This is a genomic window from Flavilitoribacter nigricans DSM 23189 = NBRC 102662 (assembly GCF_002646595.1).
In the GTDB taxonomy this organism is placed as follows: Bacteria; Bacteroidota; Bacteroidia; order Chitinophagales; family Saprospiraceae; genus Flavilitoribacter; species Flavilitoribacter nigricans.
This window is the reverse complement of record NZ_PDUD01000010.1, coordinates 130,976-144,388: the sequence shown is the minus strand read 5'-3', so window position 1 is coordinate 144,388 and position 13,413 is coordinate 130,976. Positions and strand designations below refer to the sequence as shown.

Sequence of the window (13,413 nt, the reverse complement as noted above, 5' to 3'; positions counted from 1 at the left end):
CCCGGTTTGATTTTAAGCAGTATGACCGGCACTAAAAAATCCATGCTCCCGTACGCCATAATCGCGGTGCCGCACATCTATTGAATTGTACCGTCGAACTACCAAAGGGATAAGAGCTCGTTCCCAATTTCCTACATCATTTTAAAACTGAAAAATTATGGTATCGCTAGATGTAACCATCAGCGGACAGGCATTGCTATGGGTAGTAGCAGGGCTTAGCCTGTCGACTTTGCTGATCATCGCTCTGATGCGTCGTTATTTCCATTCGCGCTCCGGACGGATTATTCCTTTGGACAAAAAAACGACTGCTTCCGAACGGAACAAGTACGGTTTCGCGGACGTATTCCGACTGCGTGGAACCTTTCTACAGTACGGCCTGGTGCTCTCTCTCGGCTTAGCCGTACTTGGGTTCGCCTGGACGGAATACGACGGACAGGTAGGTTATAATACCCTGGACCTGGAGGATCTGCCGGAATTACTGGTCAGTCCGCCGACGACCACACCACCGCCACCACCTCCCCCTCCTCCGCCACCTCCCGTTCTGGAGCCCGTACCGGATGAGGAAGTGCTGGATGAAGAAGAACCGGAATTCATCGATATGAGTATCTCCGACGAAGATTCCTTTACCGCACCGGAGCCGGTCGTGGAAGAAGCACCGCCTCCGCCCCCGCCGATGCCCGCGCCGAAAGAGGAGGAGAACGTAACGGAGATCTTCAAATTTGTGGAAGAAATGCCCCTTTTCCCCGGTTGTAATGATCTGCCGACCAAGGAGGAGCGCAAAAAGTGTTCCGACCGGGAATTGATGAGCTTTCTCGGAAAAAATATCAAATATCCGGTGATCGCTCGGGAGAACGGTATCGAAGGGACGGCCTATATTTCTTTTGTCGTGGAAAGAGACGGCAGTATTACCGATCCTCAGATCGTCCGCGCTCCGGGTGGTGGACTGGGAGAAGAAGCACTCCGGGTAGTAGAACTGATGAACAAAGAAGGCCTGACCTGGACCCCCGGACAGCAACGAAAAGTACCGGTGCGGGTGATGTTCAACCTGCCGGTGAAATTTAAATTGCAGTAATGATGTGTTGGTGAACAACGGGGCGTTCCGGCGTTTTTCCGGGTGGTCGGTTCGGATAAAATTTCCGTCCGCCACCGTACGCCGGATCGCTTCGTTTTATATTTCTCAAGGCACACCCAACCCTTTTTCACCGAACATGGTCTATGGGAATAGGATTTTAAAATTAAAAAACCAATGAAAAACAACCTATTCTTAATGATGATCCTGGTGCTGTCGATCCTGACCCAATCGTCGCAGTGTGAAAAGGAAAAAGTAAGTACAGAGAAAAGTGATCTGGCCGAACTGGCCATCACCCTTGATCAGACGGCCTGGTTCTGTGCCGATAATTGCCGCTATAATTTTGTGTTCAGAGAAGGTGAGGTGGTAACCCGTAGATTCAGTAAACCAAATGATGAAACCCCACTCTGGACTTGTAACCGTACCCTGTCCGGAAAGGACTGGCAGGCGATCGTGGAAGCGCTGGATATCGATAATCTGATCGATACCGAAGAAACCATCGGCTGTCCGGGTTGTGCGGATGCGCCCATCGAGACCGTACGGGTGGAAAGTGGCGATTTTGCCAAAGAAGTCAGAATGAATCAGGGTGAAAGCGTGCCCTCCATTCAGCCCCTACTGGACGAAATACGAGCTCAGGCGGAAGAACTGAAAAACCAGGAAAATTGTCAATAAAAGGTGAGCTGGGGCCGGACTTAAGTCTATTTTTCCGACCTTAGCCGCTTATGAGACTAAGTTATCAACACTTACCGGATTGGCTGAAAAACAACTGGCTGTTTCGAAAGCTGTTTCTGCTGCGGAAATTATTTCTAACCAGAACGAGTAAACGGCATTACGGCCAATCCGGTGAGGATATCTTTATCGTCCGGCAATTCGACAAAAATTACAAAGGCTTCTTTGTCGATGTCGGCTGTTTCCATCCTACCAAGTACAACAACACCTTCCGACTCTACCAGCGAGGCTGGCGGGGTGTGAATATCGATATCGATAAGATCAAGATCGAAGGTTTCAACTTGCGCCGCCCCGGCGATACCAATATCCAGCGGGCCGTCAGCACTGAATCCGGTGAACTTACCTACTGGACCAACGGATTCTATTCCCTCGTCGTCACACTGGACGAAGATTTTACCAAAGAAAGGACCAAATACGATTACCGGCCCAGTCAGGTGAAGGCGGATACCCTCACTAATATTCTGGATCAGACTTCCTACCGGGGCCAAACCATTGATTTTCTCACCGTAGACGCAGAAGGGCACGATCTGCCGGTACTGCAGTCACTCGATTTTGATCGCTACGCTCCCAGATTGATCGCAGTGGAGATGCAGGAAACGACCCTGGAAGAGATCCTGGAGACCGAACTCTATCGCTTCCTGCAGGAGCGCGGGTACGGCGTGGTGAACTGGCTGGGACAGACCCTCATGTTCAAGTCGGTCCATTGAACGCAGCTTCAGTTCATTTCTTTGGCCGGAAAATTGCTAATGTAAGATACACACCAACTGCTAACCGCCTTATTTTTTATATATTTCCATGGTTTAGAGAAGCGGTCCCGATGGTTGTCGGATCATTGGTCGGCTCTGTTCTCCCAAAAATACTGCGCGATTTTGTGGATACGGAGCGGAGAGATGTTTCCGATGGCCGGTTATTTTTTTTAAGATCAACGGGATACCGCTTCTGATATTTACGCTTTTTTACGTCTTATAAATACACCGTAATGCCCAATTCGGAAGGCCTGTCAAAAACTACTACCAACGAGCAATTTCAGGAACTGATCAGGGATGCTAAAGCTGGTCGCCCCGAATCGCTCAATACCTTTTTGCAAGATCTGTATCAGAAAGGCAAAAGAAACCTCCTGAAACTCACCCGTTCGGAAACGGAAGCCGAAGAGCACTTCTCCGCAGCAGTGGCCCGTTTTTGGGTAGAGTTCGTCAACGGAGACCGGCCTTTGCCGAAAGCTAATATTGAGGGATACATTTATACCATGGCCCGTTTTATGTGCATTGACCAGCACCGCAAAAAGAGTAAGCTGCGGGTCGTTTCCGACGAGGAGACCCTGGCCCAAAGTGCAGACCAGGGGCCAGCACCGGATCAGTTCCCGGAAGAAGACCGGGCCGGAATAAAGAAAGAGGCATTTGAACGCGCCAGAGTCAAGCTTAGCGATAAATGCCAGCAACTATTTAATGTGATCATTGAGCAGGGAGTGGAGAAGTCCCGGGAAATTTATTCCCTCCTGGGATTGGAAGATGCACGGTCAGCTACCGTTTTGCGGTACGATTGTACCCGAAGACTTAAAGTACTGGCCGCCCTCGAACTGGAACTACTGCTCAACAAGCGTAATTAAGGACATGGATAAACTGGAAGAATACGAATACATTGGCCGGTTCTTTGCCTTTGAACTCAACGAGGAGGAACTCGCTGAGTTTGAACGCAGGTTGCGGGATGACCCTGAGTTTGCCCGCCGGGTGGAGCTTTTCCGGGAAATGGAAGACCATGTTACGGAAAGTATGCCGACGGGAGCTACTGCTACCGGTGATACTGCTGCGGATCAGCTTGAACTGATCAGTCGCTTTTTCTATTACGAGCTCGATCAGGAGGAATTGGCCGACTTCGAAAAAAGGGTTGCGGAGGATGAACAACTGGAGCGCCGGATGTCCGGGTACCTGGAAATGGAAACTCTGGTTTCCCAAACGACTCATGCAGAACCGGAAGTGCTCGAAAAAAAACAGGCCTTTCAGCGGCAACTGAGGTCCGGGACGTCCACCGTACCGCAAAAAGGAAAAATGAGGCCGCTGCGGTTCCTGATCGGAATTGCCGCTACGCTTTTGTTGCTGATCGCAGCCTGGCTGGTCCTGCCGGACCTGGGAGGTAGCTCCAACGAGGCGCTGGCCCTGGAATACTGGGAAGACAGCAATAAAATTACCTTCAGTGATCTGAGGTCGGAAAATGACCGGAGCGATACGGAAACCGCTCTGCTGGAGGCGTCCCGCCTGTTTGATGAGGGGCAATACCCCGAGGCGCTGGACCGGCTTTCAGGGATTGCTGCGGACGACAGTCTGTATGTGAACGCCGTCCTGCTACGGGCGGAAAGCCAGACCGCCATGGGGCGGTTTGAGCCGGCTGTAGCCAATTACCAAACCATACTAGATACCCCGGGCAGTGTGTTCCGGGATGCGGCCCTCTGGTTTCAGGCATTGTCCTATCTGCAGCTTAATGAAGTCGGATCCGCCCGCAGGAATTTATCCGCGATCATTGACGAAGGGTATCCGCTCGCGGGGAAAGCCACCGAACTGCTCGAGCAATTGAAGGATTGAGTGGAGTTATATTGCACAACTTTAGGTTTTTGCATTTGATATTACCTCCTCCGCCCTGCGGCACACTTCCCCCCTGAGGAGGACGTTTCTTAACTGGAATGGAACTGTGCTCATCTGGAGAACCTATCCCGATGCAGTCGGGAGGCTGCCAACGAATTGAGAAGAAATTTATCGATGGCGTATTTGCACAACCTGTCCCAACGAGTCGGGAAATCCAGGTGTTGCCGGGCATAGCCGCAATAGCTTGAGTTACGTTTTAACTACCGTCTTTTTCCTTCGTCTGAGTAAACTCGCTCCGATTAGAACGGCACAGAAACCGGCAATGGCCCAGAGCCACCGGAAATTAGAGTTGTTGCTACCGAGGCTATCGGGTTGACCCACCAAAATAAAAGAAGACCAGTAAAAAGGATGTGCCTGCTGCACCGAACTTATGTTATCCAGGTAATCTACCTGAGCCGTCCGGAGCGCTTCGGCGGTAGAGGATCCGGCATGCAGCTGGCGATAAAAATCGACCATCAGTTCGTTGGTGGACCGGTCGTTTACCTGCCAGAGGCTGGTGACCAGACTGGGGCAGCCAACGTACATAAACGCCCGTGCCAGACTGATCATTCCTTCCCCACTTTGCAGTTTACCTAAGCCGGTTTCACAGGCACTGAGCACGACGAGCCGGGCGGCCAGCGGCAAGGCGTAGATATCGCTGAGCGTGAGAAAATCATCACTAAAATAGATCTTGCTGTTCTGCGGGAACTCATCATCGATCATGGCGTGGGTAGACAGGTGCAGGATGTTAAACTGATTCACTTTATTACGCAAATTAGCGGTGCTGGCAGCGGTGCGCAGATAACCGTCTCCGGCCATGATGGATCGGATGTCGTTGACTTCCCGCTCGCTATAGGCCAACGCGCCCAGGCCAAAGGAGGGAGCCTGGTCGAATACGGGCGCAAATCCCAGAAATGATCCAGCAGCAGCTCCCTGGTCGGAGGCCTGAAAAGTATTGAGCAGGCGGGCCGAATAGGCGTAGGAGATCGTATAATCCCTGAGCAAATACGGCAGCGTATCGTAACGACTTTCCGCAACCGGTCCGACCACCGAATGGGTAAGCAGACTCTGAAAAGGTATCTGGGTAAGCTGCCCGTCCGGCATCACAATGAGTTGGGTGACCTGCGCCGGCAGCGTGCCGAGCGGTGTACGCACATAACGATCAAAGATCCGCCAGGCGGCGGTCGTATATTCCTGAAATGCCGCCGCCCCGCCATCGGGTTGGTTCATGGCCCGGCGGAGGGTTTCTATATCGATCCGGAAGTCGTCCAGCTTTGGTAATGCCAGTACTTCGAAATGATCGTTGCTGATCACCGCTACGAAAATGGAATCCTTCCCAACGAAGTACTCCAGCATAGCCGTAGAAGGGTCGAGCAATTGTTGTTGCACCTCGGATATGGTCGGTAAGGACTGATCGTATTTCAGCGCATAGTATTGCGGAAAGTCCCGCTCCAGGGTAGCGATCAGTTGTTCATATTCCTGCTGGTAAACGAAAAGCTGCTGCCGGTATTTTTGCTCACTTTCCGGGTCCTTATTTCCCAGACTGTTATTGATCTTTCGTTCCAGGAAGGCCATTTGCACTTTAATATCCTGCTCCTGCTCCAGCAGAGATTCCGGCAGGTTGGCAAATTGTCGGGCCTGCAGATGTTTGATGTTCTCCAGCAAAACGGTCGCTTTGTTGCGTTCCATTATCCGGAAGGCAAACTCTGGGTCATCGGTGTTGACGGCCAGTTGGAGTGCTCCGTCGTACACCGAATAAGAACGTTTCAGCAGGTCGTATTTGGATCCTTCCGCCTGGTAGTTGAGCCGGAGCGAATCGATCAGATTGAGGGCGAGTTGGTAGGTAGACTTGGCCAGTTCAGATTGGCCGCCGGCTTGCAAACTTTTTGCTTTACCATCCAGCGTTCGGAGCAATCGCCGCTTATCGCTGATATTATCCGTCAGACCTGGATTGGCGGCGAGGTCGGTGGTGTCATGGAAGTTCCAGGCCACGGCTTCCAGTGATCGCTGAAAATAGGGTAGAGCCTTTTGGTGCTCTCCCTGCGCGGCGTACAACTCACCGAGATTGGTATAGGAATAAACGATTTCCGGATGTTTGGCGGTATAGACCTCACGGCGCAATTGCAGTGCACGCCGGACTGCCGTTTCGGCGGCAGCGTAGTTCTTCGCGTTGAAATGAGTTTCTCCGATCAACTGGTAGTATTGGGCCAGGGGGATCTTATCGGAATCATCGATCGATGACCTGAGCAATTCCAGATAGAAGAGTGCGCTATCCGGTTGGTTGGTCATAGTGTAATAGCTGGGGAAATTTTTCAGGATCAGCTTTTTGGTGGCGGTGGTTTCCACTCCCTCGGGACTGCGCTCTACCGTTTCCATGGCTTTGCGGTAATAATTTCCCGCTTCGCTGAAATTATCCTGCATTTGGTGGGCAAAGGCCATATTGTTGAGCAAGGTTGCAGTAGCGGCACTATTTTTTGGGAAATACTGGAGTGCGTACGCAAAATACTCCAGGGCTTTGGCGTAGTCTCCGGTCTCGTTAAAACCGGCCCCCAGATTCTGGTAATCATACCCGAGATAGGAGATATCAAAATTTTCTTTATCCTGTTCGTACAGGGCCAGATCAATCTCCAGAACTTTTTGAAAGGCAGTATACGCCTGCTGATTGTCACCAATGGCATTGTAGTAAAAGCCGTAGTAATTCCAGATGACCCCGTAGATGTCATTCAGCTCGTCGATCTCATGCCGGCGTACGGTCTGCAGCGCCGAATCCAGATAAGATTCCATCGACGCAAAAGCTTCCAGATTCCAGTACAAATAGCCGATCACGCAGTAGCGGTCGGCATAATTTATCCAGTCTTCCTCCGCGGCGTAAATAGCCTGGGCCTGCCGGTGCAGATCGATGCAGGCTTCGAGGTCTCCGGCATTCGCCAGTTCGGAAATCTGTTTATCTATTTTTTCAATGGCTTCGACCTGACCGAAGGCCGTTAGCATCATCCCCTGGAATATGATCAATAAAAGAATTGATAACTGGTTCTTTTGTTGCATGGTGGACTTTAGACTTCTGAACATTGCTTCCTGTACTTGTATGCCCGGCTTAAACTGGTTTGATCCTGGCCCGTCAAAGACAGTCAGGATCAAACCAATTTCACGGCATAATGTTTATTGCGATTTCACGAGCGGTATGGTCTCCAGCCGGTTCCCGATCCTGACCTGACCGTAATACATGCCATCGGCAAGGTCATGGGCGCTGATCCGGAGGTTATGCTCACCCGGGCTGAATACCTGTTCCGGGATCGCCTGTTTGACCGCTCGCCCGAAGATGTCAAATAACACCAGACTGACCCGGCTCTCTCCGGGCAGGAACAGATCAACCGTAAAATGATCCCGAACCGGGTTTGGATAGACCTTCACGGCGGCCACTTCGATCGGTTCGCGGATCGGGGAGGCAGCGTCCGGAGGTATTTCGGGTGCTTCATTCGCCGCTAATAAGATACAATTTTCTTCGGATCGATGGGCGTAAAAGAAGGATCCGCTTTTGGCAATGGTGCCCAGGGTGCCGGGATCACACACAAATTTTTTGACATGAATAAATCCGTCCGGATCTACCTCCATCTCGACCATATCTCCGGATTCCACCGTCACATCACTGTATAGCGTAATGCTTTCCGTTGCCCGGCTATAGCGGGGCAGATGGTTAGGCCCGTACCAAAGTGTGGGCTCGGTGGTATGGTAGGAGTATTCAATTTGCTGCTCACAACCAAAACACATACTTCCCCCCGCAAATTCCATCGAGGGAGCAATGGTCGTATCTACGCAATTTAACAGATAAGGAATCTCTACGTAAATGGAATAGTCAATTAAACTTCCTACATCGGTGACACAGGTACTGGAGAGGGGAATTTCAAATTTCGCCGATCCTCCGGGTACGATATCAAAGATACCGCCGGTCGGCATGGACGTCAAAGTACCGGTAGGTCCGTAGACCTCTATATTGATACCGGCGGTGGACAGGGGAATGGGGGTGCAATCTTCGATTTTCGTGATGGGATCGGAAAAAATACTGATGTTGATATTCGGGTTACTAAATTCAGCATCGCAGAGCGGTAAATAGGAAGCGTCGAAATTATAGACGTAGAATTCCAGGATCCCGTTCTTAACTTTCCCCAAACGACAGGTGCCCGTTTTATATGGACAATCATCGGAGTTGGTCCCTCCCGATGTTGAATTACCGACCGCCAGCCGTCCTCCGCCCAGGACAATGATATCGAAAATGATCTCCTGCCCGGTCCCCATACCAAAGTCGCCGGGGTCAGTCACGACTTCCAGCGAGACCTCCACCAGATCGGAGAAATCTCGATCATTGAGCTGGGAGATCTGCAAGATCACCCCTCCGTTGGGCTCCCCTTCGGGAGGAAAGCCGCCGTAGGTGAAGATCTCCCCCGCGGTAATGCTGCCATCCCCGTCAAAATCCCCGGAAAATCGCCAGTAAACCAACTCACTTTCCGTAGTGGTTTTCACCTGGAGTAAAAAGCTATCGGTAAACACGGGTATGGTATCCTCCAGCATCACTACGGAACCCGAACTATCCGGCACCAGGGTATCCTGACCGATAAAAATAGAATCAATGATCACATCGGGCTGAGCCGAAAGCGTTATTCCAAACGCCAAAGCCAGAATGCCCATTAAAAGCAAACGTTTCATGGTCTTGTCTTTAGGGTTTGAAAAAATTACTTACTTCCGGTGCGCTGCCCGGCCAATTGAGCCTTCAGGCGGGCGTTCTCCGCTTTCAGGTCGGCATTATCTTTTTCCAGCGTATTTAGCCGCTTGTTCATGTCGATCAGATGCAGGAAGATCTCTTCGATCTTTTCCTGTTGATTAACGGTGATGTCACCCACTTTTAGCCCGGAAGATTCGATCTCTTTGGCCGAAGGGGTATTGTGCAAATGCCCTTTTTCGGCAATGTGCTCCTCCACCTCCTCCAGCGAAGTGAGCCGGTAATTCTCCTCAAACACATAATCGCACCAGGTCGCGTTGGGTACCAGCCACTCATCGGCCAGGATGCCTCCGCACACGAAGAGTTTATAATTCGAGAGGTCAAAAGGATCATTTAAGGGATCTGTCGGATTCGGGATCACAAAGTTAAATTGATCCACACCGATGGCCAGTCTGCCGTCCACATCCACGTCCCCTTTGAAATATCCGGCCCAGGTGCCATTGGTATTTTCGTCCCAGGAGGGATAGTTGACCTGATCCCAGCCCAGTACGGCCGTTCCGCCATTGTCACCGGAGAGCACTCCGTACAGGCCGTAATTATAATTACTGGTAGCATTGCCGGCCTGAGCCCAGACTCCGTAAGACCGGCCGCTGCCGGAAGGGGTAGTATTGGTGGAAATACCACGAGCTCCGATGGTATAGCCAAGGCCGGATTCTACCCGTCCGTCCAGCGCGCTGACGCGGCAGGAACCACAAGCCGGAGCGGCCGTTTCGGCTTTTAGTCCAATAGCCCCGTCGGCTCCGGAAGTCGTTTTGATAAGTGCTCCCCAACGGGTATCGCCGTTTCCATTTATGGATAGAGGAGATAAGGGACCGGCGGCATTAATACCGATATAATCCGGACCGATCGTTACCTGTGCCATCAGGGGCAGGTTGAAGAGAAGAATAAAAGTGGTTAGAATTGCTGTAAACTGCGAGCGTAGTTTCATTTTTCTAAATTTTAATATTGATCCCTACTCTGTTACATCGGGGCTTTTCGGGAACCGCCGTAAAATTGTTGATTGAATTAAAATACTATCCGTAATAGATCGTGGAAAATACTGATGGCCTCCTTCCGACAGCCCCCGGATCCACCGTCAACCATCCACCGTCAACCATCCACCGTCAACCATCCACCGTCGACCATCAACCATCGACCGTCAACCATCGACCATCGACCGTCCACGAACAAAACCAATTCGGGAAGACTTAACAAGAAAAGATGACAATGCGGGAGGAAATATTAAAGGTAAAAGTTTTATGTTAAATTTCCCAAGACCACGTTTCCGATCTTACCACCGAATGGCTAAAGGCTAGGAAACACCGGTATAATGAGCTAAACGGGAGATCGGTACCTGGTACTCAATTCCCGTTTAGTCTCAACCTTCCGGTGATTATTCCGTACAAACGACGGTTTTGCGGAATTGCTGGCTATCGGTAAGTACTTCGCAGAAGTACATGCCCGGTACCAGTCCGGAAGTATTGATCTTTGCCTGGTGTCGACCGGCGGGTAGATGTTTTTCCCGAACGATCTCCTTTACCAGTTTTCCGGTAGCGTCGTAAAGTGCGATTTCCAGTTGAGAATCCGTTTCCAGGATCAGGTCAATTTGCAGATAATCGCTGAAGGGATTCGGGTAGGCCCGCATAACGGACAGTTCCGGCGCGGTAGTTATTGCGGGGTTCCGGGTTTCGAATTGTTCTTCGGCCGGAGTCGTTTCGACTACTTCGGCTTCCGGTTGTCCTTTGTGCGCCCGGAAAAAAGCGCCCTTTTCTACCTGAAAATGTCCCATCAGACTGATCTCTCCCTGCGGGCTGGTACGGAAGGTCGCGGCACTTCCGGTATTGATGGTCACTTCACCTTCGGCTTCAATGCTTTCGGATGCGTAGGTGAGTTCGGGTAAAGCCTGCCGACCTTTTGTCGGGAGCGAGGCGTGCTCGGTGTATACGACCCATTCGACGATCTTGGGTTCCTGGGCCTGTGCGGATAAAAGAGCGAAAAAGAAAAGCGGTATAATGAAAAGTAACTTTTGCATGGTATTGAATTTTTGCTTTTTAGAAATAGTGGAGCGTGCGGTAAAGTGAAGCCGTTTCAACCGCAGTTGGATCATGGTCTTCAGTTTGCGCACGCTCCCGGTTCCGGGATTATTACTTGTTGCGGATCTGTTCCAGCTGAGTCTTCAGGGATGCATTTTCCGCTTTGAGTTCCTGCAGCTGATCGTTCATTTCGATCAGGTGTAGAAAGATCTCTTCGATCTTCTCCTGCTGATTTACTGTGATCTCGCCGATCTTCATGCCCTCGCTCTCTACTTCTTCGGCGGAAGGTGTTTTGTGCAGGTAGCCTTTGGTGGCGATGTGCTCTTTTACGTCTTCCAGCGGGGTAAGGTCATAGGTGTCTTCGAAAACGTAGTCGCACCAGCTTACACTTGGGATCAGTAATTCGTCCGCCAGGATACCGCCACATACATACAGTTTGTAATTGCTGAGGTTATATCCGTTCAGGGTAGTGGGCATCTGGTTGGTGCCGATAGCGACCTTACCATCTACTCCCACATCGCCCACAAAGTAACCGGCCCAGCTTCCGTTCGTACTGTGATCCCAGGCGGGTTTGTTGATCTCATCCCATCCCAGGATGGCGGTACCGGCGTTGGCACCCCGCAGGCGGCTGAATACGCCGTAGTTGTAATTGCTGGTCGCGTTACCGGCTGTAGCGTGCAGACCGTAAGAACGTCCCTGGTTGGAAGCCACATCGGTATAAGAGGATGTGTTCACACCAACTGCGTAGCCCGTACCGGCTTCAATTTTGGCGATGATACTGCGGTTCCAGTCAGCTCCACCGGTAATTTTCGGTAATTCAGACACCAGGCCGGCTACACCATTGCCTGCGGTATTGGAAGTTACATAAGCGCCGTAGCGGGTGTCACCGTCTCCATTGATGCTGACCTGGGATAGAGGATTCACCGTATTTACCCCCACTTTACCGTCTACTCCTACATTGCCGACAAAGTATCCGGCCCAGCTTCCATTCGTGCTGTGGTCCCAGGTGGGTTTGTTGATCTCATCCCATCCCAGGATGGCGGTACCGGCGTTGGCACCCCGCAGGCGGCTGAATACGCCGTAGTTGTAATTGCTGGTCGCGTTACCGGCCGTAGCGTGCAGACCGTAAGAACGTCCCTGATTGGAAGCCACATCGGTATAAGAGGATGTGTTCACGCCGACTGCGTAACCCGTACCGGCTTCAATTTTAGCGATGATACTGCGGTTCCAGTCAGCCCCACCGGTAATTTTCGGTAATTCAGATACCAGGCCGGCTACACCATTGCCTGCGGTGTTGGAAGTTACATAAGCGCCGTAGCGGGTGTCACCGTCTCCGTTGATGCTGACCTGGGATAGAGGATTCACCGTATTTACCCCCACTTTACCGTCTACTCCTACATTGCCGACAAAATATCCCGCCCAACTGCCGTTGGTACTGTGGTTCCAGCCAGGATTATTGATGGCATCCCAACCCAAAATGGCGGTTCCGCTATTGCTGCCGAGCAGGCGGCTAAATACCCCGTAGTTGTAGTTGCTGGTCGCGTTACCGGCCGTAGCGTACAGGCCGTAGGAGCGACCGGCACCCGGGGCCGTATTGTAGGACCGGGCATCCAGGCCGACCGCATAGCCGCGGCCGGAGGTGATCCGGGCCATGATACTGCGATTCCAGTCGGCTCCGCCGGTGATCGCCGGCAGTTCGGAAACCAGACCGGCGACGCCGTTACCGCTGGTATTGGTAGAAATATAGGCGCTGAACCGTGGATCACCGGCTCCGAAAATACTGAGTTTGGATTGGGGACTGGTTTGACTGAGGCCGATGTTATTGTTTCCGGAAGTGCCCTGGATCGCTCCGGAGGGAGTGTAGATCTGCGCGTTGGCAGAGTCGATAGCGAAGAAGCTGATGATCAGTACGATAAAGAAGGATAAATTAAAAGATTTCATGATTAGTTATTTTGTTATTTGATCCCTACTCGTTTTAAGGCTTTTCGGGAACCGCCCTTTGGAACACCTATTGTTGCCGGCAATAGCAAATCAGTCAGAACAAGTGCCCATTCATTGTTCGTGATGGCGAATGCGTCTTGAAAAACTGATGTTTTGGAAAGAAAAAGTAGAAGTAATCTGCTTTTCCGGTGCGTTCATTTACTAGACGGGACAGGCAAAAAATGTCAGATTGAAACGGGAAAAAATCCTGAAAAAACTTTTAAAAGGGCCGCT

Annotated in this window: 10 protein-coding genes; 5 read left to right on the top strand and 5 right to left on the bottom strand. The window is 51.3% G+C overall.

All coding sequences use genetic code 11. The features are described 5' to 3' along the window. The first annotated feature begins 157 nt into the window (after positions 1-157). The 5 genes from CRP01_RS06825 (at position 158) to CRP01_RS06805 (ending at position 4,374) form a co-directional block, all read left to right on the top strand. Positions 158-1,072: an energy transducer TonB gene (locus CRP01_RS06825; protein ID WP_099149272.1), complete on the top strand. Its 915-nt coding sequence runs from the start codon at positions 158-160 to the stop codon at positions 1,070-1,072. A 174-nt stretch (positions 1,073-1,246) separates the two neighbouring features. After that, positions 1,247-1,741: a hypothetical protein gene (locus tag CRP01_RS06820; RefSeq protein WP_099149271.1), complete on the top strand. Its 495-nt coding sequence runs from the start codon at positions 1,247-1,249 to the stop codon at positions 1,739-1,741. Between the two features lie 50 nt (positions 1,742-1,791). Beyond that, positions 1,792-2,505, top strand: a complete 714-nt coding sequence (locus tag CRP01_RS06815) for an FkbM family methyltransferase (protein ID WP_099149270.1) — start codon at positions 1,792-1,794, stop codon at positions 2,503-2,505. 272 nt (positions 2,506-2,777) lie between these two features. Further along, entirely contained in the window at positions 2,778-3,404 is a 627-nt protein-coding gene (locus CRP01_RS06810; protein ID WP_099149269.1) for an RNA polymerase sigma factor, read from the top strand. Between the two features lie 4 nt (positions 3,405-3,408). Then, the gene (locus CRP01_RS06805) at positions 3,409-4,374 is read left to right on the top strand and encodes a tetratricopeptide repeat protein (protein WP_099149268.1); all 966 of its coding nucleotides are present in this window, start codon (positions 3,409-3,411) and stop codon (positions 4,372-4,374) included. Between the two features lie 249 nt (positions 4,375-4,623). Here the strand turns inward: CRP01_RS06805 and CRP01_RS06800 are convergent, their stop codons facing one another. The 5 genes from CRP01_RS06800 to CRP01_RS06780 form a co-directional block, all read right to left on the bottom strand. Beyond that, positions 4,624-7,482, bottom strand: a complete 2,859-nt coding sequence (locus tag CRP01_RS06800; protein WP_099149267.1) for a CHAT domain-containing protein — start codon at positions 7,480-7,482, stop codon at positions 4,624-4,626. 90 nt (positions 7,483-7,572) lie between these two features. Next, positions 7,573-9,114, bottom strand: a complete 1,542-nt coding sequence (locus CRP01_RS06795; RefSeq protein WP_143473297.1) for a T9SS type A sorting domain-containing protein — start codon at positions 9,112-9,114, stop codon at positions 7,573-7,575. A 26-nt stretch (positions 9,115-9,140) separates the two neighbouring features. After that, positions 9,141-10,115 carry a hypothetical protein gene (locus tag CRP01_RS06790; protein ID WP_099149265.1) on the bottom strand — a complete coding sequence of 325 codons (975 nt, stop codon included), beginning with the start codon at positions 10,113-10,115 and terminating at the stop codon, positions 9,141-9,143. Positions 10,116-10,559: 444 nt separating this feature from the next. After that, on the bottom strand, positions 10,560-11,198 hold the full coding sequence (locus tag CRP01_RS06785; RefSeq protein ID WP_170110261.1) for a T9SS type A sorting domain-containing protein: 639 nt from the start codon (positions 11,196-11,198) through the stop codon (positions 10,560-10,562). 112 nt (positions 11,199-11,310) lie between these two features. After that, positions 11,311-13,140, bottom strand: coding sequence for a hypothetical protein (locus CRP01_RS06780; RefSeq protein ID WP_099149263.1), 1,830 nt, complete (start codon positions 13,138-13,140; stop codon positions 11,311-11,313). Between the last annotated feature and the right edge of the window lie 273 nt (positions 13,141-13,413).